Below are 26,089 nucleotides of genomic sequence, written 5' to 3'. Positions count from 1 at the left end.
GGACTGGCTCATTGGTTGGCTATCTAAAGTGTTTTGTACTGGGCTAGTTCATAGACCCATGGCATGTGTAATACCTCAATTTTGACCACTTTGGGCTTGTCTTCATTACTGATATAGAAAATCTGAGAAGGTGCACCGCCGGATAGTTTGACCTTGTATGTATCAAAGCTACCTGCTGGCACCGTCACGTTTTCTTTACCCAAAGGAATATATTGGATCTTTCTTTCTGCGAACTGATAGGTATCGTACCATTTAAAAGTGAAGGCTTTGTCATTGTCCCAAAATGGCACTGTCATGATGGCTGTGGTGCGTTCGATTGAGGTCAGCCCTAGCGTATTTTCGATGCTTTGTCGCCCTTGTCGCTTGTAGACTGCGCGAGGGATATCAGAATAACCGTAAATTGCTCTGAAATTATTGTTTGGACCCTCTTCCCGCCATTCCATGTTAATGTCTGCTGCTCTGCCCATTGAGCCCGTCAGGCGCATGGCAATGGGTAACAAATCCTCTTTTTTGGCTACTGCTTTTATTGTGGCATCCACATTGAATTTTTTATTGCGGGTGACTTCGGTGAGTAAAATTTGATTATCCTGGACCTTCACTGTTTGTGTCGCTGTGCCGGTTTTTTGCCCGGAAAACAGCATGTTGAATTGTGACTCAAAGCTGTGTAGCCTTTCTTTATTAACCTCAATTTTAGCCAGTTCCGGTTTTTTCCACTCAACATGCTGATCCACCGGGCCGAGGGAAAAGCTGCCTTTATTGATGGCATACAAAGTCCAGTTGTATTCACCCTCATCAATGTCTGGTTGTGGTTGCCCGGTTAGTCGCCAGGCCAATTCTGGCGTGGTATTACTGTGACCCACTACCAGAGTTTTTAAACCAGATGCTTGTATCGACTCTGCTAACGGCGCTAAGTTTTTGGGATCATAGAGCTTCACGGTTAATCCCAACGCCGTTGCCAGCGGCTCTGCGGTTTGTTGAGTACGCTGATAATCTGAGCTATAGATAACTTGAATGCCCCTATCCTTCAGAGCGTCCCGTAACTTCTTGGCTTGCACCCAGCCTTTTTCCGTAAGTTGTGGATCTTTGCTGCCATTTCGTTGTTTTTCCATATGTCGCACCAGATAAACATCGGCGTCTCTTATATGTTCATATCGGGCAGTGACTGGCTGTGCCAACAGCAAAGAAATGAGTACGGTAGAGAACAGCAGAGTGATATATTGCGAGTACGGAGTCATGGTGCCTGATAATTATTAGTTCTGGCATTACTATGACAAAAAAAAATGAGGACGTCATAAAAAGCTGAAAAATCTCGCTTCATTAGTCGCTTTTTCAGTCGCTGTGGACTTAGCTTTTGTCAGGCGAGTGACCAGACTTCAGTGAGTCATGGCCACAAGCTCAGTGTAGGGGAGAGCCGGGGAGAAAAGCGTTATCTGTTAAAGCTTATCTGTTTAAACGAGCGATGGTTTCTTCCAGCATACTTTTAGGGCAACCAAAGTTAATTCTGAAGAAGTCAGGATCAGCGAAGTCTGCGCCGGGTGATGGACCGACACCTTTACTCTCCGCCCAGGTCTGTGGCAATTCGACACCGAGTCCGCTGCCGTCAATCCAGGCCAGGAACGTGGCCTGGGGCAACAGCATATTCAGACCTTCTATTTTGTTTATTTGCTGGTACAGGTACTGACGGTTACCTTTAAGGTATTGAAGCAAGGTGTCGTACCATTGATCACACTCTGTAAAGGCGGTTTCGGTAGCCACCAGGCCCAGTATGGTTACCCAAGGCACGATGCCCATCATGGCTTTATTAAATCTTGCTCGTAATTTTGCATCAGGAATAATGGCAAATGACGTACCAAGGCCAGCTACGTTAAAGGTTTTGCTGGCCGCCATCAAAGTTACACTGTTATTTTCAAGGGCTGGATTTGCGCCTGCTGGCAGGTGTCTGGCATTTTCATCCAACACCAGATCACAGTGAATCTCATCGGAGATTAATAACAGCTGGTTCTGTTCACAGATCCGGGCAATTTCTGTCAGTTCCTGTTGTGTAAAGACCGTGCCAGCTGGGTTGCCGGGGTTACATACGATAAATAACTTACAAGCGGGATCTTTTGCCGCATCTTCAAGGGCATTGAGGTCAATGGTCCAGCGCTCGTTTTCTATGATAGTGGGAATATCTACCCGTTCTAACTTATTGATCCCGGGCGCTGCCAACAACGGCGGGTAATTAGGCGTTTGCACTATCACTTTATCGCCGGGCTGGCAGTAGGCTTGACAGGCGACGTTGAAGGCGGGCACCACGCCGGGCGTCCATACTATCCATTCCGGTTTTATTTGCCAGTTGTGTTGCTTTTGCAACCAACGGCATACAGCTTCATTGGCTGGCTCATAGCGGGCAGGCAAATGATAGCCCAGTAAGCCGTGATCAGTGCGAGATTTAATGGCATCCAAAATAGGCTGAGCGCATTTAAATTCTGTATCGGCTACCCACATGGGCAAAATGTCTTTGCCTTCATACTTTTGCCATTTTAAAGAATAGGTGTCACTGCGATCAGTTCTGATGTCAAAGTCGGATAAGGTGTAGGGCATAAGAGTATTATTCTTTCAAAATGGTTGTAATCAATGGTGGCGCAACTATAGCCTTGGTTTGTAATAGAATACCAAGAATGTTGGGTTGTATATTATGCGTTTTGGTTAACTAAGGGCGGATAATGCAGTTTTCTTAATTTACAATTGGTTGCGCACCGGGAACTAATTTTCGCACTTTATTGTGCAAACTGTTCGCGGTAAAAGGTTTGGCTAAAAAATCAGTCACTCCCGCCTGAACAGCACGGATCACATAATCCTTAGATGCATTACCGGTGACCATCAAAAAGGGAATGTCTTTACTTAAGGCTCTGACTTCTTTTAAAAACTCTAGTCCGCTCATACCCGGCACTTCCCAATCGCTGATGATCATGGCGAAGTATTCCGGGTCTTTTTTAAAACGCGATAACGCCTTTGAGCAACTGGAATGAATATCTATGTCGCCTAATTGCAGTTCCCGCAACATGTGACGCAAAAGCTCCTGGGTGAGCTCTTCGTCGTCAATCACTAAAATGTTGGGACCTTTTGAATTGCCCATGGTTCGATTTCTCCAGCGACTTAAATTTATCCTTATGCTATCAAAGATAGCTTTAAACCTTGGCGAATTAAAGGGGCAATTCTTTGATCACGATCAAAATGCACAATATTTGAACGGGGGATAATAGCACCGTAGATTAGATAAGCGGAGAGAACATCATGAGAGAAAGAGATAATGTTGGCGTTCTGGATACTGGAATTAGAGCGATAGTTGCATGTGTACTTTTAGCCCTGGCAATCGAAGGTGTGTTCAGTGCTACAGTGAGTATTATATTTTTAGTGTTAGGCTCTGCCCTGTTTATAAGCAGTGCCACTGGTGTTTGTTTACTGTATAAGGTTTTGGGTATTGATACCTACCACCTGAAATATTGAGCAGATGCCATTGCAGTAATGAATACAAAAAACGGGAGCCGATGCTCCCGTTTTTTAATTCGCTTTTATGCTTACATAAGCGCGTAAACAAACACTAAGCTCAATACCAGTCCTGATACACCAAAGAAACCGTATTCTACTTGAGAGCGTATAGCGTCACCTTCTTTAACAGGTAAAAACGCCATGATCAGACTGCTCACACCCAGTGTAAACGCCATTAAAAATAAACCAAAAACAAACGCTGTGATCCACTCACCCATGTCAAAAACCTTATTTAATTTTTCACCTAGGCTAATTATGCCCTAAAATCAGAATATTGGCAGTGAGCCAGATCAAAAAACTTCGAATTTAACCTATTCTCTCAGGAACAACCCATGAAAGTCGCAGTAATTGGAGCTGGATGGTTAGGCTTTTCATTATGTAAAGCATTACAAAAACAAGGTATAGAGGTGGTAGCCAGCAAGCGAGATAGGGAGCAGGCAGAAAAGTTAACCTTTGAAGGATTGGATACCTTTGTCTACCAGCTGGGGGCAAAACTCCCTGAGGCATTGCAGGCGTGTAGTCATTTTGTGATCAACATTGGTGCTGGCCGGCGGGGGTTTGAAAAACAACGATTCGAACAGCAGATGCAAGAGCTGTTACGGCAGTGTTTGGCTAAGGCTGATAAAAGATTATTGTTTATCAGTACCACCTCCGTGTACGGCGAAGCCAACAAAACATTTACTGAAGACACGCTTCCAGAACCAATAAGTGACTCAGCCAAAGCCCATGTGGCGATTGAACAATTTCTTAAGGACAACTTCCCTGAACAAGCCAGTATTTTGCGGTTGGCGGGCTTAATTGCTGAAGATAGACATCCGGTGTATTACCTGGAGGGGAAAAAAGATATTACCGCGGCCCACAAGATGGTGAACCTGGTGCATAGGGATGACGCCGTAGCGGCTATTCTTGCTGTCCTGGATAAACAGCTTTGGGGAGAGGTATTCCACCTGTGCGCTACCTCTCATCCCACCCGGCGAAACTACTATACTAAAGCGGCAGAAATACTGGAGTTAGTACCACCAATGTTCCTCGATAACAGCGACCAGCCGGCAACCGGAAAGTGCATCGATCCTGACGCTACGCTGCAGAAACTAGAGTTAACGCTGCAATACTCCAGCCCATTCGATATGTTACCGCAAGAGGTTGAGTAGAAACTCCAGGGAATAAAAAAAGGTCGGCATTGCCGACCTTTTTAGTTTGGGGAAAATTAACTTAGCCTATCAGCCCGGCGCCAAAGTATTTCAGAGCCACGGTATTAATAAAGATCAGCAGCAGAATAAATGGAATAAAGGTGCCGATGGAAAAATCCACATACTTCTGGAATAGGCTGTTTTTGAATTCAGGTTCGCCTTCTTCCAGGGCTTTGTTGAGATTTGATGCTTTCCAGCGATAAACCACAAAGATACAAATCAGAAAGCCGTTGAGTGGCAATATGGTGTCATAAAAGACATCGTAAATGAGATCAAAGAAGGACTTCTCAGTTCCTGCATAGGTAACAAAGTGAGTGGTAAAGTCCAGCATGCCGAATGAGGTTGCAGAGATTGCTGCGAACACCACCATTGCCGCTCCCAAAAGGGTGAGCGAAGACTTACGGCTAAGATTTCTCTCGTCCATAATGGCTGCATTAGGCACTTCTAAAATTGAAACTAGTGAGGTGATGGCGGCAAAAAATACCAGCAAGAAGAACACTGAAGCGACTACGCTGGCACCCAGATAACCAATGGTGGTTTGCAGAGCCAGAAATATCTTTGGCAAGAATCCAAATATCATGCTCAATGAGGAATCACTCAATTCGGCGGTATTGGTGTTCGGGTTGAAAGAGAATATTGCTGGCAAAATCATCAAACCGGCAATAAAGGCGACACCGGTATCCATCAAGGCTACCATTTTCGCTGAGCCCGGAATACCATCACGCTTACCCAGATAAGAGCCATAGGTGATCAAGATCCCCATACCCAAAGATAAGGAGAAAAAGGCTTGGGATAATGCTGCGCTCACCACGGTCGCATTAATCTTGCTAAAGTCCGGTACCAGGTAGTATTCAACACCAGCAAAGGCGTTATCCAGCGACAATACAAAAATAACCATCCCCACTAGCATTACAAATAGTGTCGGCATGAGAATTTTTGCTGCTTTTTCAATCCCTTGTTTTACCCCACCTAACAGGATCAGGAAAACGATCGCGGTAACAATTGCCATAAAGGTAAATACGGTGCCAGCATTGACGAAATTATCGAAAAAGTCCGGCTCAGCCAGTTGCGCTAAATTCCCGGTAACTGAGAAATACAGATAACCAAAGATCCAAACCGTGATCACCATATAAAACACGGCAATCATGAAAGGGGTGATAATGGAAAGCCAACCGGCTATGTGCCAGTGTTTTTCGTTCGGTGCAATGGTTTTATAGGCACCCAGTGGGTCTTTACGGCTATGACGACCTGCGGCCATTTCGGCCAACATCACAGGGAGGCAAATAAAGAATACGAATATAGCGTAGATAAGCAGAAACGCGGCGCCACCATTTTTAGTAGCTGCGACGGGGAATCCCACCATATTTCCTATACCGACAGCTGAACCTGCTGCCGCCAGAATAAATCCTAATCGAGAGCCAAACTCTTCGCGGGGTGCATTCATACTGATGAATCCTTAGACTTCTTGTAATTGTTGTATTGGTGCCACTCAACCCCGGCAAGGTAAAAATCACTTCAGGTGATTGCACAAAGGTCAACACGCTCTACACTTGTTGTTTATTGTTATTGTACGCAGTACGCAATGTAAACTGCTTGTTAACGGCGCTATGCTAGCAGCCCTCAAGGAAAATGTCCTTATTTAATATGACAAATATATGTCGAACTTCAGAACCGCGAAGCAAGTTTTGTTTACAGTATCAGCGGTACACCGAGTGAGGCGTTTGTTACCAGGGAATGGGTTTGTTTTGCCAGTCCAGATACCAAGGCGGAGGGGAGTCCGGGGGCGAGCTTAGGATGGCAAACAAGCGTTCAACAGTGAACTCTGGCGTGAATAATTTCTCTGGTTTCACGTTACGTTGAAACGGTTCAGACAGTCTGGTATCGACAGTGCCGGGATGGTAGGCTATGAAATTACACCCTTTGGCACGTCGTTGGTATTCTATTTGCGCCGTTTTAAGCAGCATATTTAACGCCGATTTTGACGCTCTATAACCATACCAACCACCCAAGCCATTATCGCTAATACTGCCCACACGGGCACTGAAAAATACAATATTGCTGTGCTCTGGATTGATTTTAGTCACTAATCCCTTCAGCCATAAGGCCGGTAAAATACTGTTGATACGGAAGTATTCAGAAAGGGCATTTTCGCCGATATCCTCTAGCTTTTTTTCCGGGGTTATTGAGTTGGCTTCATCGTGCAATACGCCTATGGTACTGATTACGAGGTCATAGTGTTGCGCGGGGAATGTTGCGCAACACTGAGCGATACTCTGTTCATTTTGCTGTGGCAGAGAAATCCAATCAGTTTTAGTGAGATGGGCTGGTTCAGGCTGCCGTGATACAGCAGTGATTTGGGTAATATCAGGGCTACTTTCTAGTTGTGCCAGGCAAGCTTCAGCGATGCCGCCGGAGGCGCCAATTAACAATACGTGTTTAACCTTGAGGGGAGATTCCAAAACGGCTTACCTGTCAATGCTACAGCTTTGACAACGGGATTGTCCGGTTAGCCAGCGCGAAAGTGTAAAGCGATTTTTGGCGAATTTCAGGTAACAATAGTCGGCAATGACTTTTATAACGGGCCATCTCAATGGCGCAATTAACCAACCTTTACCCACAAGTCGCCATGCGTGGTAGGTAACATCCAGCCCTGTAACTAATGTCTTGCTTGATTGATCTTCCAGGTAACCATGCAGTTTACTCATCGCTGCCTGGTGGCTAACCTCGGGAAAACGCGTTGTAAAATCCGGCGCATTGATGTCGGCAAGTTGTATTTTGTGCTGTGAGTCGGCCTTCATCAGGTGACGCATCTCTTTCACACACAAAGGGCATTGCCCGTCGTATAAAATGGTCAATTGCTCTCGTTTCACAGGGTAACTTTTACTCAGTTATAGGTTATAAGACTAAATGCTAATTGCATTTACACTAACAATTATTGAATTTGGTTGCTTAATACCAATTTCTGTTATCAATATATACAGTTCAAATAAACAAATGGATCCACAGTGAAATTATTAAAAGAGGCGACACTAGCAGGCGGCTGCTTCTGGTGTATTGAAGGTGCATTTAATCAACTGCAAGGCATTGTCTCGGCAAAGTCTGGTTATGCTGGTGGCGAGGTCAAAAATCCCACATACGAGCAGGTGTGCTCTGGCAAGAGTGGTCATGCCGAAGTGGTTCGACTGGTATTTGATGAAGAGCAGATAAGCTTCGAAGAAATCTTACAGGTATTTTTTACCTTACATGATCCCACGCAGCTCAATCGACAAGGCAACGATATCGGTCCGCAATACCGATCAGCGATTTTTTATCACGATGATGAGCAGCAGCAACAATCACTGTCGTTTATTGCGAAAATGACCGAGCAAGGTGTCTGGGCGGACAAGATAGTGACAGAGGTTACACCACTGAGTAATTACTCGGAAGCTGAGAAATATCACCAGGGCTATGCCAAAGACAATCCGCAGAACCAATATTGCGCTATGGTGGTTAATCCCAAACTGGCTAAGTTTCGACAGACTTTTGCTGCGCGTTTGAAATCCGTTGTCGCCAATGATGCTTAATCGCACTAAAGATTGAAATCGTTGCCGTAAATAACAAAAAAGCGTCAAAGTTACCTTTGACGCTTCTAGAGCGTGCTGACCTTTGTTGTACAATTTCGCAGCAGTCCGTGTGCAATTTAGACACGGCGAATGCTTGAAGGTCTAGTGGGCCTAAATCAAAAGCATTCAACACAGTATAAATTGAACACGGGCGCTGCCCGAAGGGTTCGTCATATAAGCGCTTTACTCTTTGTCACAGCCCTTTGACTTAGCACCACTAGGCCTGTAGGACTGTTTCGCGATTAAAGCGCTTATATTTAGAACGAATTTTGTACCACAAAGGTCAACACGCTCTCTTATTTTGAATATCCCTCTCAGCACTCCGTGCACCGACTTGTCCTCAAGTCGTTCCTGATAACCCTGAATCCATTTATCCCAACTTCTTGTCGGGGCGCAATTTTCATTGCGGGTCCACCAAATCCTATGTTACACAGCTCCGTCTGCGTTCCCTTTCCTTTATCCTTACAACCGCTAATCCTTCCCTGCGGCCTCCTTTGACGCTTTACATCCTGTCCCAATGTTTCCTTGTGACGGGACTAACTATAAGTGAATTGATAATTTTTTTTCGATGGCAAGACGCTGTTTTATGACAATTTGGTGACATAAATCCACATTTAATTCATTAAAATCAAATAAAAACAATGATTTATGTTTTTTGGTCAGATTGGGCTAGCGGAAATGAACTAGTATTTCTCACAGTGATGTAAGAAATCTCTTACAAATAAAATAGCGAATTTCCTAGAGGTTACTGACAAGCTGTAATCCGGGATAACTGCTGGGGTGAAAAAGAATTAATATTGCGTGGGATTTAAGAGCAGGAGATCTTGAGAAGCAAAGCCTTTTGGCTTGAATGACGCTTTAAGATCTCCGATGTTTTCGCTCTTTATTTTTCGAAAATCTCATTTAAATAATGAGCGATCCTTACGCCAGCTTGTTTCAGACGTTTTTTGACGGTTGGCATGTGCTCATATTTGTAATTCCAGGAGAGTTGAGCATTTTTCTCAGGGTAAATATCCATGCGAATTTTTTGGCTTTCGGTCATCCAAACAAGCGGATCGGTTTGGTGCCAATCCTTCACATCTTTTTCACTAATTGCTGCCAGCAGCCACTCGGTGAATTCGCTGTACGACAGTTCTTCTTTGTTGATCAAACCAGAGTCCCAGACGCGGTGCAGATTACTCTCTTCCCAGTAGAACTCTACTTTGTGATCATTGCCGCCGCGGTCGGTGCCATTACCAACGTGAAGTGGTTGATGTAAATCTCCTATAATATGGACGATAAAACGCACTGCGCGTTGTTTAACTTCTATACTGCTGCTTTGGTCTTGCAAATCAATCGTAAAATTTGCCAGTGCTGTGTAAGCATCGCCCACATCGGGGGCGCCAACCTCTTTGTAGGTTTTGCCGTCTGGTACCGAAACGTAATGCCACGGAGGCGTGGTTTTTTGCCAGTACTCGTCAGGATTTGAGCGCATTTCGTCTGGCCATGTTGAGGCCTGTGCCAGTGTTTCAACACCCAAGATGGCCTCTAATTGTTGTTTTGCTTGTGGCGTAAGATACTCTGTGGCGATGGCGCCAGTGATGCGATGTCCATTGGCGCCAAATGCATGAGCGTGGGGGGTTAACGTGCTTGTTGCGGCTAATAATAACGTCAGTGCTAATTTTTTCATTACGTTACCTGTTAATTCATGGTTAGTGTAAGCGTAAAATTGGGATTTCACGCAGGTATGACTCAAGTCAGATGTGACTAATTCGGTGTCTTGTAACCCCAGCGCTGCATAAGTTGGTTATCTAATCCTATGTGATCCAATATGCGGGCAACCACAAAATTCACCAAATCTTCAATGCTCTGTGGTTGGTGATAAAAACCAGGTGCTGCTGGCATAATGGTGACCCCAAGATTACTCAAGGTCAGCATGTTTTGCAGATGAATGCTGGAAAGTGGCATTTCTCGCACCACTAACACTAATTGCCCTTTTTCTTTGAGCACCACATCCGCGGCACGTTCAATCAGGGTATTACTGGCCCCCGTGGCCACCGATGACAAGGTGCTGGTGGAGCAGGGACAAATGATCATGGTTTTTGGCGCCGCCGAGCCAGAGGCTACAGGGGAAAACCACTCTTCTTTACCATAACAACGGATCTGGTCTTTAGCCGCGCCGAAACGCTCGGCGAAGAATTCGCTGAGTTTCTCTGGTGAGCCGGGTAAGGTCAGTTTTTCCTCTGTAGCAAAAACGACTTTGGCTGCGCTTGATACTAACAAGTGCACCTGATAATTGGCCTCTACCAGACATTGCAGTAGCTTTAGACTGTAGGGCGCACCAGATGCTCCTGTGATTGCTAATGTAATTTGTCCTGCAAACGCCATAGTGCTCAACTTTTTCCCAATCTCTCTAACAGTTTAGTGTGAATGCCACCAAAACCACCATTGCTCATCACCAATAGATGGTCGCCTTGTTGACTGCTGTTGATAATATGCTGGATCATGGATTCCAGATCATCGAAGATGAATAGCGGCTTGTTACTCTTTTGAGCAAACTCACTGAGTTGCCAACTGATGTTGTCTGGCTGCAACAGATAAATTTCATCCGCCTCTTGCAGTGAACTAATGAGTTCGGCTTTGTGCACGCCCATTTTCATTGTGTTGGAGCGCGGCTCCAGAATGGCTAAAATTCGCTCCTGCTGAACCTTTGCTCTGAGTCCAGCTAACGTTGTGGTTATTGCTGTAGGGTGATGGGCGAAATCGTCATACACTTTTATTCCGCCTGCTTCTCCGCGCAGTTCCATGCGGCGTTTCACATTTTTAAAGCTGGCCAGCGCCTGTGCGGCCGTTTCCGGACTCACTCCCACATTGCGCGCCGCCGCAATAGCCATCAATGCATTGTGTACATTGTGCTCACCAATCAATGACCAGTTAACTGTAGCGACCTTTTGATTCTCAAACAGCACATCAAATTCACTGCCGTCGGCCGCGATGAGATTGGCAAGCCAGTCTTTGCCGATACTTTGCTGCTCGGTCCAGCAGCCCATTGCCAGAGTTTCTTCGATGGCAGGCACTGATTCGGGCTTTAATATCAGACCATTGTTGGGGATCATTCTGATAAGGTGATGGAATTGCTTTTGAATGGCAGCTAAATCGTCAAAGATATCTGCGTGATCAAACTCAAGATTGTTAAATACAAGGGTGTTGGGCCGGTAATGGACAAATTTACTACGCTTATCAAAAAACGCGGTATCGTATTCATCGGCTTCTATAACAAAGAATATTGAGTCTCCTGCACGCGCCGAGACCCCGAAATTTTCCGGTACCCCACCGATTAAAAAACCCGGCTTCATTCCGGCGTATTCTAATATCCAGGCCAACATGCTGGAGGTGCTGGTTTTGCCATGAGTTCCCGCAACCGCCAGTACCCATTTATCTTTCAGTAAGTGTTCAAGTAACCATTGCGGGCCACTGGTGTAAGGCAGTTTTTTCGCTAAGACCGCCTCAACTGCGGCATTGCCGCGAGACATTGCGTTACCAATGATTACCATATCTGGGGCAGGATCGAGTTGTTCCGGGTCGTAACCTGTGGTGAGTTCAATACCCAGGTTTTCCAATTGAGTGCTCATCGGAGGGTAAACGTTTTGGTCTGAGCCAGTGACTTTGTAACCTAAGGATCTTGCCAGTACGGCTATGCCACCCATGAAGGTGCCACAAATGCCAAGAATATGAATATGCATGATTTAAAATTGTTCTTTTTTCGCAACAGGCCAAGACTACCAGAGCCGTTGCTTGGGTAAAACCTATTTGACAGCCTGTCAGTGATACATTTCGGTTTTGGAGGGTGTGTCAACTTACAAATTGTTTTATCATTAGCCGCCATAATAAGAACAACAAACACCCAATTACTCTACAAGACATAAAGCACAGGTACCTCAATCAATGAAACGTTTAAATTCGCAGCTGCAGGAAGACGGCGCTCCCTTAGAACTCATTTTATTACTTCGCACCTTGCTGGCGGGCTGTAAGGAAATCTCCTTCCGTGTTAGCCAAGGCGCTTTGGCCGGCGTACTAGGTTCGACACTTAGTGACAATGTACAGGGCGAAAGACAAAAAAACTGGATGTGATTTCCAATCAGATTATTAAAGATATTCTCAGTGAATCCGGTTACGTAAAAGCGATTTCTTCGGAAGAAGAAGATGATGTGGTGGGTTGTAATCCCGAAGGTAAATATCTGGTGAGCTTTGATCCACTGGACGGCTCATCTAATACGGATATTAACAGCCTTATCGGCACGATTTTTTCTATTTTTCATGCGCCTCAGTGGATGGAACCAAATGACCCATCAGCTTTCTTACAGCCTGGCACACAAATGGTAGCGGCAGGCTACGTGCTTTATGGCCCCTCCACTATGCTCACACTGACTACAGGTCGAGGAACACATATCTATACGCTAGATAAAACCCATGGTGGTTTTCTATTGACCAAGGGCAATGTTCAGGTGCCCCAAGATACCTCAGAGTTTGCCATAAATATGTCGAATCAGCGCCATTGGGAGCCGGCAATGCAATCTTATGTCGCTGACCTTCTGGCAGGTGATACTGGACCACGCGGCAAGAATTACAATATGCGCTGGGTTGCCGCTATGGTGGGGGATATTCACCGTTTGTTGTGCCGTGGCGGTTTGTTTGCTTATCCTTATGACCATCGCGATCCTAAAAAGCCGGGTAAGTTGCGATTGATGTACGAAGCCAACCCCATGGCCTTTTTGATGGAGCAGGCAGGTGGTATGGCCTCTAGCGGTGATCAGCGCATTATGGAGATAATGCCAACCGATATTCATCAACGCGTGCCGGTAATAATGGGCTCTGCTAATGAAGTCGAGGCTTGCCTTGGCTATCATCAACAGGCGCAAGCCTCAGAGTAAGAGCAGAATCTGAATCATATCTGGGAGGAAGATCCTCTTCCTTCCTTTTCCTTGTCTGATTTTCTAAATCAATCTTCGATATTGCCTTTTGGCATAACATTTTGCTTGTAAAGGCGAAATCAACTCCAATATTATCCTCATATCAACTGTTATTGCTGATTGGCATTAACCACTATTGGCATTATGCCCCGCACTTTTCCTAATGAGGACAAACATGAAACCCAGCGTTAAGCCGCACAATCCCAACTTTTCTTCAGGCCCTTGCTCAAAACGTCCAGGCTACGATGTTAACAACCTCGACATCAGTACCCTTGGTCGCTCCCATCGCGCGGCGATCGGTAAAGATGCCCTGGGGCGTGCCTGTTCAAAAACGGCTGAATTGTTAGGTTTACCAGAAGGCTATCGGGTGGGCATTGTGCCGGCATCAGATACAGGAGCAGTAGAGATGGCCTTGTGGTCTCTATTGGGTGCCAGAGGGTTGGATATTCTGGCTTGGGAGTCCTTTGGCTCAGGTTGGATCACTGATGTAACCAAGCAGCTCAAGCTACAAGATGTGCGTCGTTTTGAGGCAGACTACGGTGAATTACCCGACCTGGCACAGGTGGACTTTAGCCGCGACGTGGTGTTTACCTGGAACGGCACGACATCAGGTGTGCGGGTCCCCGATGGCGACTGGATTGCAGATGACCGCGAAGGTTTAACCATTTGTGATGCCACCTCCGCGGTATTTGCCATGGATATGCCGTGGCACAAACTTGACGTGGTCACTTACTCCTGGCAGAAAGTGTTGGGCGGTGAAGGTGCCCACGGTATGCTGATTTTGAGTCCTCGCGCCGTCGAGCGTCTGGAATCCTACACGCCGCCCTGGCCTTTGCCTAAAATCTTCCGCTTAACTAAAGGCGGTAAGCTGATTGAAGGCGTATTCAAAGGGGCCACTATCAATACACCTTCCATGCTCTGCGTTGCCGATTACCTTGATGCTCTGGATTGGGTTGAGAGTATTGGTGGTGTATCACAAACTATTGCACGTTGTGATGCCAATCTCGAGGTAATAAGAGAGTTTGTAGCCAGCCGCGACTGGATATCATTTCTGGCCAAAGACGATACTACTTTGAGCTCCACCAGTGTCTGTTTGGTACTGGACATCGAGGAAGACAAAGTGAAGGCCATGGTTAAAATTCTGGAAAGCGAAGCTGTGGCGTTTGATATTGGTGCCTATCGAGATGCACCTGTGGGCTTGCGCATCTGGTGTGGTGCAACGGTGGAAAGCACTGATCTGGTGGCATTAATGCCTTGGTTAGACTGGGCCTATGAACAAGTGAATAGTTAAAACAGGGAGAGTGCAATGTTCAAAATCAAAACCTACAATCGCATTTCCGTTAATGGTCTGGAACGATTCTCTCGAGAAAACTATGAAGTAGGCGGTGACATTGCACACCCTGATGCGATGCTGTTGCGTAGTCATAAATTACATGATGAGTTATTGCCAGAAACGCTCAAGGCCATCGCTCGCGCTGGCGCGGGCGTCAATAATGTGCCCGTTAAGCAATGCAGCGAGCGGGGTATCGTGGTATTCAATACGCCCGGCGCCAATGCCAATGCCGTAAAAGAATTGGTAATGTGCGGATTATTATTGGGCTCCCGTGGTATTACTGGTGGCATGAACTATGTACAAACACTGACTCATATCCACGATGCTGGTGAGATGAGTGTACTGTTGGAAAAGGAAAAGAAAAACTTTGCTGGCAACGAGCTGTATGGCAAAAAGCTTGGCGTGGTAGGATTGGGAGCTATTGGCTCCATGGTGGCAGAGACAGCACTGGCCCTCGGCATGGAAGTGTTGGGTTTTGACCCGGCGCTATCGGTGGAGGCGGCGTGGCGTTTGCCCAATCAGGTGCAGCGCATGGAAAACCTGCAAAGTCTGTTAAGCAAATCGGACTATATCACTTTACATGTGCCCGCCATTGACGCTACTCGACACATGCTAAATAGCGATACTCTGGCCTATGTGAAATCGGGAGCCGTGCTGTTAAACTTCGCCCGAGATGCTATTGTCGATGCGCAGGCCGTGCTGGCTAGCCTGGATAGCAATAACGGTTTATCCCAATACATCTGTGATTTTCCAGAGCCTTGTTTAATCGGGCGCAACGATGTTCTGGCTATGCCGCACATTGGTGCCAGTACCCAAGAAGCAGAAGAAAACTGTGCCGTTATGGCGGCCAATCAGCTAATTGATTACCTGGAAAACGGAAATATTAAAAACTCAGTTAATTTCCCGGCTATTGCCATGGAGCGAGATCCGGGCACGGTGCGTATCACCTTTGCCAACAGTAATGTTTCCGGCGTTTTAGGGCATGTATTAGGTGTTTTGGCCGAGTATGAAGTGAATGTCGCAGACATGGTGAACAAAAGTCGGGGCGAACTGGCCTACAACATTATCGATGTTGAAGATACGCCGTCGAATGACGTGATTGAGGCCATAAAAAAGGTCGAACATGTGGTGAGTGTCAGAGTTCTCTCTTAGATAGAGTCTCGGAGCTGCCCCAATAAAAAACTGCACCGAAGTGCAGTTTTTTTGTTTTACGCGAACGTTGGTTGCGACTTACAGCAGTGGAGCTATCACCAGGCTGACTATCGCCATGACATTGATCAGGATGTTCATGGAAGGGCCAGAGGTGTCCTTGAAGGGATCGCCTACCGTGTCGCCCACAACAGTGGCAGCGTGCACATCTGAGCCTTTACCACCATAATTACCTTTTTCCACATACTTTTTCGCGTTATCCCAGGCACCACCGGCATTGGCCATCATCAGGGCCAACAATACACAGCCCAATAATGCTCCGCCCAACATGCCGCCTAGCGCGTGGGCACCTAGACCGAATCCTACAAGAGGCGGTACAGCAACAGCAATGGCTCCGGGTAGAATCATCTTCTGCAGGGCTGCTTTGGTAGCAATATCCACACAGCGACCGGTATCCGGCTCTGCTTTGCCTTCCATTAATCCGGGGATTTCTTTGAACTGGCGGCGAATTTCCTGAATCATATCGAATGCCGCGTCGCCCACTGCCGTCATTGTAATGGACGAAATTAAGAAGGGCAGAACACCGCCGATAAATAGTCCCATCAGTACGGTGGGATTACCCAAATGTAAAATAAACTCGCCTTTCAGGGATAGCGTCTCCACGAATGCGGCAATGATAGCTAGTGCCGCCAGTGCTGCTGCACCTATGGCGAAGCCTTTACCGATTGCTGCAGTGGTATTGCCTAACTCATCCAGGGAATCAGTAATTTTGCGAGTTTCTTCGCCTAAACCACCCATTTCAGCAATGCCTCCCGCATTATCTGCTACGGGACCATAGGCATCGATGGCCATGGTAATGCCGACGGTAGCTAACATGCCTACGGCGGCGATGCCCACACCGTATAAACCCGACAAAGTGGTAGAGATATAGATAATGACGCAGATAGTAAGCACCGGGATCACCACTGACTGCATACCCACGGATAATCCTGTGATCATTACTGTAGCTGAGCCGGTTTCACCAGATTTGGCAATTTTACGTACCGGCGCAGCGGCAGTGTAATACTCAGTTACCAGGCCAATAATAATACCGCCCACGGCACCAGTGATCACCGACCACCAAACATTGCTACTAATACCAGCTTCAGAAATTACAAACCATGCCGCCGCAATAAAAATCAGCGCGGAAGACATAGTACCGGCCCGCAACGCCACATCGGGTTTACTGGAAGACATGGCTTTCACCAACAAAATGCCCAGAATTGAGCAAATTAAGCCAGTTGATGCCAGGGCGAGGGGTAAGAACATCAGGGATTCACGGCTGCCCAAGATACCAACAGTCATTGTCGAGGCGATGGCGATTGTCGCTATCATTGAGCCGCAATAGGATTCAAAGATATCAGAACCCATACCAGCCACATCACCTACATTATCGCCGACGTTGTCTGCAATAACACCAGGGTTACGCGGGTCGTCTTCAGGTATGCCGGCTTCAACCTTACCTACCAGATCTGCGCCCACATCGGCACTCTTGGTGTAGATACCACCGCCAACACGCGAGAATAGGGCGACAATGGACGCCCCCATACCAAAACCGTGAATGGCATGTGCAGATTCCGGGTCACCACCGAAATAAAGATATAAAAAGCCAAGGCCGAGTAAACCCATGGAGGCCACACAAAGTCCCATTATAGAGCCACCCATAAAGGCGATGGATAAGGCTTTAGCCGGGCCGCTATCGTGAGCGGCTTGAGTGGTGCGTACATTGGCTTTCGTGGCAGTAAACATACCAATATAGCCAGCTAATGCAGAACAGCCAGCGCCCACTGCAAATGCCAGAGTGGTATTCGCCCCTAATGAAAAGTAGACAAAGGCCATCACAATCACGGCAAAAATGAATAGCATCTTGTATTCGCGATGCATAAACACCATGGCGCCCAGATGAATGGCATCGGCAATTTTAGCGATAGCGTCATTGGTGACGGGGTGTTTTTTAATCAGGGTATAAATAATCAGGGCGAAGAGCAGACCGACCGCACCCATAATTGGAGGTAGATATGTTAATTCTGCCATGTACTTTCCTTCTTATTGTTATTGGATAGCCTGATACTACTCTTCCTGAAACCGACTATCATGCAAAGCGCATTGACTGTTAGCGAATGCGTCCCGCTTGTTGTTTAAATTTCCTTCAATAATCTACAGTGTGTGAGAATGTTAATGAAATGTAAAGATTTGCCCTTTAGAAATTCCTCCCACCTCGTGATGGTAATTAAATTGCTCTTTTTACTATAGCGCTATTGCAAAAAAGTGCCTTGTAAAAAGTCTTACTCAATCTCAATGACACAAATTTAGTGGGGATTTAATGTTCAAGTAATGAAGTTTTGATAAAAACCTGTGCTAAGGTGACTTTTGTCACATGGTTTTTTGTCAGGAAAATGCCAGAATAGACAAAGCAAAATGTTACTTAGTGCCGTATTAGCGGCTACTGGTGTCAATTAGTGTCAAGTTACTCATAGTTGTTTACAAATCTTGTAAGACCATTGACATGAGTTTCAATAGAATATTCCGCAAGTTAACAAGGTTATTTGGTTATGAAGAAGAAGTGGTTAAAAGGGCTTTTACCCTTTGGTGTAATTGCATTTGGTATGGCGGGGATGACGGCCATTACCGCGACAGCACAAAAAGCGGAAGAGGATGCGGTAGTTGATACACGCCCTAAAGTAAGCGTTGAGGCTATTTCAGCGCAAAATTACCAGGTGGTGATCACCGCTTATGGCGAGGTAGAGCCGCTTGAATCCACGAGCTTATCTGCGCAAGTCTCGGGAGAGGTCGTGAGCTGGCATCCCAATTTTGTGCCGGGTGGGCTTATCAAGCGAGGCGAAACCCTGTTCAGCATCGAAAAGGACACATACCAGGCGGCACTTTACAGTGCGCAAGCCACTTTATCGCAGGCTAAAGCGGCGTTAATCGAGGAGCAAGCGCGTGCTGATGCGGCTAAGGAAGAGGCCAAGCAAATTCCTGCAGCCAGAGTAACCGATTTGTACTTGCGCAAACCCCAATTATTGACTGCTCAAGCCAATGTTAAATCGGCTGAAGCGCAACTGAAAATCGCTCAGCGCGATTTAGACAATTGTGAAGTAAAAGCGCCATATGACGCACTCGTAGTATCCCGCAGCTTAGGTGTCGGCCAATTTGTGTCTACGGGTGCGCAAGTAGCCCAGCTTTATAATGTTGAATATGCCGAAATTACTTTACCCATTGCCGGTTTTGACACTGCTTTTTTACCCGATGAAGTTACAGGCGTTAGAGCCAATGTGGTAAGCAAGGGTATTCAGACCATCCGCCGGGACGGTGTTATCGCGCGAGATTTAGGCGTGGTAGATACCGCCACGCGTATGGGCCAGGTGGTTGCCCGAGTTGCCGATCCTTACGGCCTTAAAACTGGTGCACCTAAACTGAAATTCGGTAGCTTCGCGGAAGTGAATTTCATCGGTAAGACGCTTGAAAACGTCTTTAAGTTGCCGCAAGAGCTGGTGACCAATCAGACGGTTTGGGTAGTGGATGGCGAGCAGAAGCTAGAGCCAAGAAATGTCGCCGTATTGCGTGAAGAAGGACAGTTTTACCTAGTGAGCGATGGTTTGCAGAACAATGATCGCATAGTGACAACGTTGCCCGAGTACCCACAAAAGGGTATGGAAGTTAAATTGGAAGACGGCACTGAACCGACAGCCAGCCTTTAAAGTAAGGGGTGTGTAATGAGTACTGAAAATGACAAGCAAACGGGCATAATTGCGTGGTTTGCCAATAACTCTGTTGCTGCAAACTTGATGATGTTTTTCATTATCGTGATGGGTATCGTGAGCTACTTTACCATCCAGCGACAGATGTTCCCTAATATTGAGATTAACTACATTCACGTTAATGCCGTTTACCCCGGCGCTTCTCCTCAGGAAATTGAGGAAGGCATCATGGTTAAGGTGGAAGAGGCCCTGAAAGATGTCACTGAAATCAAAAAGATCATTTCAAGAGCCAATCGCGGTAGTGGCAATGTCTCGCTGGAAATTATGGAAGAAGCGGACCTGACGGATGTCTTAGACAAGGTCAAATTGCGGGTCGATGGTATTGCCACTTTTCCTGCGGGCATGGAGCCGGTAAACGTCTATCAAGTTGAGTTCCAACAGCAAGTCATTGAGCTGGCCTTGGTGGGCGATGTACCGCTGACGCAACTCAAACCAGTTGCCAAACAAATTGAGGACGAATTACTGCAATTGTCTAATGTTTCTTTGGTGGAAATATCAGCACCTGATGATGAGATTGCCATTGAAATTCAACCGGATCAGCTGCGCAAATACAATCTGACTCTTGATGATGTTACTAATGCCATTAATCGTTATTCAGCTAATATTTCAGCGGGTGAAATGCGCACTGATGCCGGTGTGGTAGCCGTGCGGGTAGAAAGTCAGTTTTACAATGGATACGAATTTCGAAATATCCCGGTGAAGATTGGTAACAATGGCGCTCGCGTCGTATTACAAGACGTTGCCGTGATTAAAGATGGGTTTACCGAAGGAGAGCGTTATTTCAAGTATTCCGGGAAAAATGCAATTTGGATGGCGGTGAAGGCCACCAAAGAACAAAACATGATCCCGGTTGCCGAGTCAGTTAAACGCTTTATTGAAGAACGCAACAAGACTCTTCCAGAGGGATTTAAAATAGAGCCGGTGGTAGATATGACATTCTACCTGAACGCGCGCCTGGACATGATGTTGAAGAACCTGTTTCAAGGAGCCATATTGGTAGCCATTATGCTCACCCTGTTCCTGCGTTTTCGTTTGGCCTTTTGGGTAATGGTTGGCTTGCCTGTGTGTTTCCTGGGCGCTGTTATGATGATGCCGGTTTTTGGTGTCACTATTAATATTTTGTCCTTGTTTGCGTTCATTATGGTACTGGGTATTGTCGTGGATGATGCCATCGTCATAGGGGAGGCCTCCTACACCGAAATTGAGGCCAAAGGCGGGGGCGTTGAGAATGTCGTCCGTGGCGCAAAACGCGTAGCTACCCCGGCAACCTTTGGTGTGTTAACCACCATTGCTGTATTCGCGCCATTTACCATGGCCTCGGGTCCTCAGGGCCAATTCTTCTACAATATCGCCATGGTATGTATTTTGTGTCTGGTATTCAGTCTTATTGAGTCCAAACTCATTCTGCCTGCGCATATTGCCCATACCAAGTTTAGCGAAGTGCGCAAAAACTCCTGGCGAGCCAGGTTCAACACCGCCTTTAAGCATTTTGTAAACGTAAAATATCGTGGCTTTGTGACACTTTGTACAGAGTGGCGCTGGACGGTGTTAATGTCATTCGTTGCGCTGCTTATGATTTCTTTAGCGCTGTTTCAGGCAAATTACGTGCGCTTCGTCTTTTTCCCCAAAGTATCTCATGATTTTCCCTCAATCAGCATAGAGATGAACGAAACCGTTTCGGATACCCGAACCATTAACGCTCTGAGGACTATTGAGCAAGTGATTCTGGATGTTGACAGGCAAACAGAAGCCGAATTTGGGCAAAAGATGGTTAAAGATATGTTGTCCTTCAACCAGGGACGTACTGAAGCTCGTATTGTAGTACCGCTTGTAGACGAGGAATTACGCCCATTTGACGCCTTCGAGTTATCGCGCCGCTGGCGGGCTGCGATTCCGGAAATTCCCGGTGTTAAGTCGTTCTCTATTCGAGACGATGTAAACGATAACGGCGATGGGGATGATTTCGGTTATTTGCTGTTTGGAGGTGATATTGAAGTCCTCAATGCCGCGGGACGCGAGTTTATTGCCATGCTGCAACAGGAAGAAGGGTTATTTGATGTTAGCTCGACAATCGATCCCGCCAGTAAGGAGATCCAGCTGGAGTTGCTACCGGTGGCCTATGATCTCGGTCTCAGTTTAGCCGATGTTGCACGTCAGGTGGGTAACAGTTTCTACGGTGGCGAAGCCCAGCGAGTTATCCGTGATGGTGGTGAAGAGGTCAAAGTGATGGTGCGCTATCCCAAACTCACCCGTGAGCGTATGGCGGAATTGAAATATACCGTTATTACAACGCCACAAGGTCGGGAAGTTATGCTGGGAGATGTCGCTTCACTGACTGAAGAACCGGGCATTAGCTATATTCGTCGTGAAGGTGGTTTCAGGAGTGTTTACGTTTGGGGCGCGATAGATTCGCAGTTGGTAGAGCCAAACGAAGTGGTGAAAACCATTGAGGACAAGCTGTTACCGCAATTGAAGGACAAATTTCCTTCTGTTAAAACTGAGTTGGGCGGCTCCATCGAAGAAGAGCAAGCACAGCAAAACGAACAGCTGATGTTTTTCCTCGCAGGGATGATGATGGTATATGTTTTGTTAGCCGTACCACTTAAGAGTTATGCGCAACCGCTCATCATTATGTCAGTTATTCCCTTTAGTATCACAGGTGCTATCTGGGGGCATTTTTTCATGGGAATGGACATGAGCATGATGTCTACCTATGGATTGGTGGCCGCTGCAGGGGTGGTTATCAATGACAGTTTGGTTATGACGGATTATGTGAACCAAAAACGCAAAGAGGGCTTTAGTATTCGAGATGCCGTGATCGAGGCGGGTTGCGCCCGTTTCAGAGCTATCACTCTCACCTCGATAACTACATTTGTGGGTGTCTTACCCATAATGTTTGAAACCAGTTTGCAAGCTCAGTTTGTTATTCCGATGGCGGTCGCTTTGGGCTCAGCGGTGCTTTATGCCACACTGGTGACATTACTTCTGGTGCCGAGTCTGTATATGATATTAGAAGATATCAAATGGTTCTTTGGCAAGCTGTTCGGTTATTTGAAAGCAGGCTTTGTCACTGTAAAACAGCGGATGATCTCCACAAAAACCAGCGATGCTTGATTGAAAATTGTAAAAATAACTGGATAAAAATGGTGCCTTCTCGGCACCATTTGTTTATCTGTCAGGAAAATTCTTCTATTTAATGCCCGCAAACGCTAAGGCAAACATTGAATCGGGCCGGTTTGACCTTATAATTCCCGGTAATTCTTAAAACTTGTAACCTCAGGAATCCCCATGAGCTTAAATTCTGTACCAACTGGTAAGAACTCACCAGAAGAAGTAAACGTCATTATCGAAATCCCGGCCCATTCTGATCCGGTAAAATATGAAGTAGACAAAGAGTCTGGCGCAATTTTTGTTGATCGCTTCATGGCTACACCAATGCACTACCCAACTAACTATGGCTATGTGCCGCATACCTTGTCTGATGACGGTGACCCGGTAGACGTATTAGTTATCACTCCATTCCCATTGTTGGCGGGCTCTGTGATCACTTGTCGTCCTGTGGGTGTACTGAAAATGACGGATGAATCTGGTGAAGATGCCAAAGTACTGGCAGTACCAAAAGATAAGCTTTCGACTTTATATCGCGGTATTACAGAATATACGCAGGTTTCAGAGCCATTGCTCAAACAAATTGAGCACTTCTTTGCTCACTACAAAGATTTAGAGCCTAACAAATGGGTGAAAATCGAAGGTTGGGCCGATGCTGCCGCTGCGAAAAAAGAAATCGTAGACAGTGTTGAGCGATACAACAACACTGAAGACAAGCCTGCATTCTAAGCAAACTTGTTTGACAGGATCAGAAACGCCGCTTTTAAGCGGCGTTTTTTTTGGCAATTTCTTGCAATTCATACCATGGTCATGAATTACTCGCTATGATGCAGTTTGATTCACTAAATCGAAAATTATTGATAGATGAGTAAGCGTTTACTGGCTGCTGCAAGTGCACTGTTGATATTAGGGATATTGAGCCTTGTTTATCTGCCCTATTACGTGCAGCAAAAGGTGGCCAGCAGTGTGGCTGAATTAGAAGGCCAACTGCAATGTTTAGATTGGTCTGTTAAGGGGCTTAATCGCATAGCAATAAACGAGCTTTGCTTGGAATTCCATGACGTTACATTGCTTGTGCGAGATGCCGAACTGGTCCTGTCTTTGGGACAGTTATGGTCCTCATCCTCAAAGTTAGCGGTATTGTCTCAGGCACAAATACAGCGCCTGGATATCAGTGTACCTGCTAACAAATTCCTTAAGCATACCACTGACAAAAAGCAAGCTCCCGAGCCAACAGTGGCACAAACTCTTGCAGTACTTGCCGATATTCCCTTCGTGCAACTGCCTGAGTTATCTATCGCGCAAATCACGCTGAAGGTCTCGTCATCGCCAGAAGAGCAAACGGCTAAGTTGGTTGAAAATCCCTTGCTGAGCTGGTCGTTAAACAACAAATCCAGTGCCAGTGAAAACAGATTAACCATCAGTAGTTTATTAGATAAACAGCAATGGCTGAAATTAACCCAAAATAAGCAGAGTAAATATAAATTAGCCTGGCAGCTCAGCCTGGCAGACTTATATGCGGAGGTTAATCGGTTAGCCAGTGCGGAACAAAAAGTGCGGCTCAAGCCATTGCACGCTGTTTCCGGAATGTGGTTAGGTCAGCTGGATGTCGATGGCAAAAATCCAGCACAATTAGTTTCTAGTCATTCCATCACCAATCTTAAAACGCAATTACTGCTGTCAGAAATATCAACCAAAGCCATCAGCGTCACAGGAGATTTGGATTTTGAAGCGGCCTTCAATGTAATGGAAGGCAAGCAGCAATGGCGGGTAAGTAATATCTCACAATCGCCTTTGAGTATTACTGGCATCTCCGAACTTACAAGTCTGTATTTACAGCAAGCGCTCTTATCAGGGTGGCAATTACAAAACCCATTGAGTGAGACGGTATCCCTGCAACTGCCTGTTGCTCTTATATTGTCTGATGATCTGGAAATTCGAAATGAAGGCCCGTTGTTAGTGAAAAGTGCTGAGCAGCAGTTGAAGCTTGATGGCATTGTTGTGAATTTGATAGAGGGCATTTTAGCTGCGAGGCATACCACTGATGTTGCACTGCAATTGCAGCAAAACAGGCCTGATTCAATGCAAACCGTCGCCGTTTCTGGAGAGATTTCCGGTGAACTGCAGTATCAAGCGGCAACACTTAATCTAAACAATTTGGCATGGCAGTTTAGTAGTGATGAATTGTTCAGATTGCTGCCGGCTGGTAGTAACGCAGATTTTGCTGATACCCTGGTAGCGGGACAAAGTAATGCCAGTTTTAGTACTGATGAGTGGCAAATAACAGGAGATTACCGTGCCAGAATCGAACAGCCCAAGTTAGCTTTCTCATCCCAATTACAGTTTAAACCAGAATCCCTTGCGCTCTCGGGCAACTATAATCTTGCTGTTGATAAGGTGCAGATGAACAACACTATTACCCTGCGAGAGCAGGTTAATGCATCGCTGAAAGTGTCTGGAGAGCCATCAAGTCTACATTTCGATACTCAGTTAGAATCTACCGGCTTAGCATCCCTGTACTCTCTTGTGCACGGTCTGCCTGAGACATTAAAAGTGGCCCAAGGCACAATGTCGGCTGGCGCTACTGGTAAATTTGAGCAAGGTCAGATTGGGCCAATACAAGTTGAAGTGGCTCTGAGTGACGCATCTGGGGCTTGGCAGAATTACGCGCTGTCAGATTTGAACACTGAATTCAAAGGAGAAATACAGTCCGATGGAAGGATTATTTCAACCTCAAACGCAATTCAGATTGGCAATTTTTTTGCGGGTGTAGATGTCAGTGATATCAACTTTGAATATGGTATAAAAAGCACTAGCGACGATCAGCTGCAACTGAATCTACTGATAAGTAACTTCAAGGCGAATCTGTTGAGTGGCCAGATTAAAGTACAGCAGCCCTTTTATCCTATGGCCGGGCAAGGACAGCTTAATTTGTTGGTTGAGCGTCTGTCGGTAGCTGAACTGGTAGAGCTATTCAATCAACAAGGGCTGCATGTCACAGGTGCGCTTAGTGGCAAGATCCCGGTTTTGTTCAGCGAAGGTTCTGTTAGTGTGCCGCATGCTAATCTCAATGCTATGCAACCGGGTGTGATTCGCATCAGTGACAATCCGGCATTTATGAGTCTCAAAAGTAGTCAAAAAAATCTGGCTTCAACATTGAGTCTTTTGGAGAATTTACAATATTCTAAATTAGATACCACTATGAGTTTGCAGCCCAATGGTTGGCTTGAATTGGCGGTGAAGATGCAAGGGATGAACGTGGAAAAACAGCAACCCATCAACTTTAACCCCACCTTCAGCACCAACTTATATACAGGACTAAAGGCGCTGCGAGCAGGTAAAGATATTTCGAAAGCCATAGAACAACGATTTTAAGCCTGATTTAAGACAAATAGCTTTAGTCAACAGTGATACAACCCAAAGAGGA

At 46.1% G+C, this 26,089-nt stretch carries 20 protein-coding genes and 1 pseudogene; 10 read left to right on the top strand and 11 right to left on the bottom strand.

Annotated elements, in window-relative coordinates; genetic code table 11:
• Positions 1–23 precede the first annotated feature (23 nt).
• The 3 genes from AABA75_RS18725 to AABA75_RS18715 all read right to left on the bottom strand — a co-directional run bounded on the left by AABA75_RS18725 (position 24) and on the right by AABA75_RS18715 (position 3,118).
• Complete coding sequence (locus AABA75_RS18725; RefSeq protein WP_338294254.1) at positions 24–1,235, bottom strand: SixA phosphatase family protein; 1,212 nt, start codon at positions 1,233–1,235, stop codon at positions 24–26.
• A 205-nt stretch (positions 1,236–1,440) separates the two neighbouring features.
• Entirely contained in the window at positions 1,441–2,583 is a 1,143-nt protein-coding gene (locus AABA75_RS18720; protein ID WP_338294253.1) for a MalY/PatB family protein, read from the bottom strand.
• A gap of 133 nt (positions 2,584–2,716) precedes the next feature.
• Positions 2,717–3,118, bottom strand: coding sequence for a response regulator (locus tag AABA75_RS18715; RefSeq protein WP_338294252.1), 402 nt, complete (start codon positions 3,116–3,118; stop codon positions 2,717–2,719).
• A gap of 158 nt (positions 3,119–3,276) precedes the next feature.
• Between AABA75_RS18715 and AABA75_RS18710 the strand changes: the two genes are divergently transcribed.
• Positions 3,277–3,489: a YgaP family membrane protein gene (locus tag AABA75_RS18710; protein ID WP_338294251.1), complete on the top strand. Its 213-nt coding sequence runs from the start codon at positions 3,277–3,279 to the stop codon at positions 3,487–3,489.
• 71 nt (positions 3,490–3,560) lie between these two features.
• Here the strand turns inward: AABA75_RS18710 and AABA75_RS18705 are convergent, their stop codons facing one another.
• On the bottom strand, positions 3,561–3,749 hold the full coding sequence (locus AABA75_RS18705) for a hypothetical protein (protein WP_338294250.1): 189 nt from the start codon (positions 3,747–3,749) through the stop codon (positions 3,561–3,563).
• A 114-nt stretch (positions 3,750–3,863) separates the two neighbouring features.
• On the opposite strand from AABA75_RS18705, the gene AABA75_RS18700 reads away from it, so the two are divergent.
• Positions 3,864–4,682: an NAD-dependent epimerase/dehydratase family protein gene (locus AABA75_RS18700; RefSeq protein ID WP_338294249.1), complete on the top strand. Its 819-nt coding sequence runs from the start codon at positions 3,864–3,866 to the stop codon at positions 4,680–4,682.
• A 61-nt stretch (positions 4,683–4,743) separates the two neighbouring features.
• On the opposite strand, the gene AABA75_RS18695 is transcribed toward AABA75_RS18700, so the two are convergent.
• From AABA75_RS18695 to AABA75_RS18685, 3 genes are all read right to left on the bottom strand, one after another.
• Positions 4,744–6,165, bottom strand: coding sequence for a sodium-dependent transporter (locus AABA75_RS18695; RefSeq protein WP_338294248.1), 1,422 nt, complete (start codon positions 6,163–6,165; stop codon positions 4,744–4,746).
• 280 nt (positions 6,166–6,445) lie between these two features.
• Positions 6,446–7,180: an SDR family NAD(P)-dependent oxidoreductase gene (locus AABA75_RS18690; RefSeq protein ID WP_338294247.1), complete on the bottom strand. Its 735-nt coding sequence runs from the start codon at positions 7,178–7,180 to the stop codon at positions 6,446–6,448.
• Between the two features lie 6 nt (positions 7,181–7,186).
• A complete protein-coding gene (locus tag AABA75_RS18685; RefSeq protein ID WP_338294246.1) occupies positions 7,187–7,591 on the bottom strand; it encodes a thiol-disulfide oxidoreductase DCC family protein in 405 nt (134 codons plus the stop codon).
• Positions 7,592–7,726: 135 nt separating this feature from the next.
• On the opposite strand from AABA75_RS18685, the gene msrA reads away from it, so the two are divergent.
• Positions 7,727–8,284: a peptide-methionine (S)-S-oxide reductase MsrA gene (gene msrA, locus AABA75_RS18680; protein ID WP_338294245.1), complete on the top strand. Its 558-nt coding sequence runs from the start codon at positions 7,727–7,729 to the stop codon at positions 8,282–8,284.
• A gap of 922 nt (positions 8,285–9,206) precedes the next feature.
• Here msrA and AABA75_RS18675 read toward each other — a convergent pair.
• The 3 genes from AABA75_RS18675 to mpl form a co-directional block, all read right to left on the bottom strand.
• Positions 9,207–9,992, bottom strand: coding sequence for a S1/P1 nuclease (locus AABA75_RS18675; protein ID WP_338294244.1), 786 nt, complete (start codon positions 9,990–9,992; stop codon positions 9,207–9,209).
• 77 nt (positions 9,993–10,069) lie between these two features.
• A complete protein-coding gene (locus AABA75_RS18670; RefSeq protein ID WP_338294243.1) occupies positions 10,070–10,690 on the bottom strand; it encodes a flavin prenyltransferase UbiX in 621 nt (206 codons plus the stop codon).
• A gap of 5 nt (positions 10,691–10,695) precedes the next feature.
• Positions 10,696–12,045 carry a UDP-N-acetylmuramate:L-alanyl-gamma-D-glutamyl-meso-diaminopimelate ligase gene (mpl, locus tag AABA75_RS18665; RefSeq protein WP_338294242.1) on the bottom strand — a complete coding sequence of 450 codons (1,350 nt, stop codon included), beginning with the start codon at positions 12,043–12,045 and terminating at the stop codon, positions 10,696–10,698.
• A gap of 202 nt (positions 12,046–12,247) precedes the next feature.
• Between mpl and AABA75_RS18660 the strand changes: the two are divergent.
• The 3 genes and pseudogenes from AABA75_RS18660 (at position 12,248) to AABA75_RS18650 (ending at position 15,757) form a co-directional block, all read left to right on the top strand.
• Positions 12,248–13,233, top strand: a pseudogene (locus AABA75_RS18660) (class 1 fructose-bisphosphatase).
• A gap of 214 nt (positions 13,234–13,447) precedes the next feature.
• Positions 13,448–14,563, top strand: coding sequence for a phosphoserine transaminase (locus AABA75_RS18655; protein ID WP_338294241.1), 1,116 nt, complete (start codon positions 13,448–13,450; stop codon positions 14,561–14,563).
• Between the two features lie 15 nt (positions 14,564–14,578).
• Positions 14,579–15,757, top strand: coding sequence for a phosphoglycerate dehydrogenase (locus AABA75_RS18650; RefSeq protein WP_338294240.1), 1,179 nt, complete (start codon positions 14,579–14,581; stop codon positions 15,755–15,757).
• Positions 15,758–15,835: 78 nt separating this feature from the next.
• On the opposite strand, the gene AABA75_RS18645 is transcribed toward AABA75_RS18650, so the two are convergent.
• A complete protein-coding gene (locus tag AABA75_RS18645; RefSeq protein ID WP_338294239.1) occupies positions 15,836–17,827 on the bottom strand; it encodes a sodium-translocating pyrophosphatase in 1,992 nt (663 codons plus the stop codon).
• A gap of 518 nt (positions 17,828–18,345) precedes the next feature.
• Here AABA75_RS18645 and AABA75_RS18640 point away from each other — a divergent pair.
• From AABA75_RS18640 to AABA75_RS18625, 4 genes are all read left to right on the top strand, one after another.
• Positions 18,346–19,494 carry an efflux RND transporter periplasmic adaptor subunit gene (locus AABA75_RS18640; RefSeq protein WP_338294238.1) on the top strand — a complete coding sequence of 383 codons (1,149 nt, stop codon included), beginning with the start codon at positions 18,346–18,348 and terminating at the stop codon, positions 19,492–19,494.
• 15 nt (positions 19,495–19,509) lie between these two features.
• Positions 19,510–22,668: an efflux RND transporter permease subunit gene (locus AABA75_RS18635; protein ID WP_338294237.1), complete on the top strand. Its 3,159-nt coding sequence runs from the start codon at positions 19,510–19,512 to the stop codon at positions 22,666–22,668.
• Between the two features lie 174 nt (positions 22,669–22,842).
• Positions 22,843–23,391 (top strand): inorganic diphosphatase, encoded by a 549-nt coding sequence (gene ppa / locus AABA75_RS18630; RefSeq protein ID WP_338294236.1) that lies wholly within the window; start codon positions 22,843–22,845, stop codon positions 23,389–23,391.
• Positions 23,392–23,526: 135 nt separating this feature from the next.
• Entirely contained in the window at positions 23,527–26,037 is a 2,511-nt protein-coding gene (locus tag AABA75_RS18625) for an intermembrane phospholipid transport protein YdbH family protein (protein ID WP_338294235.1), read from the top strand.
• Positions 26,038–26,089: the final 52 nt, after the last annotated feature.

The sequence above is a fragment of the Planctobacterium marinum genome (assembly GCF_036322805.1).
Taxonomy (GTDB): domain Bacteria; phylum Pseudomonadota; class Gammaproteobacteria; order Enterobacterales; family Alteromonadaceae; genus Planctobacterium; species Planctobacterium marinum_A.
This window is presented reverse-complemented; position numbering and strand designations above follow the sequence as displayed.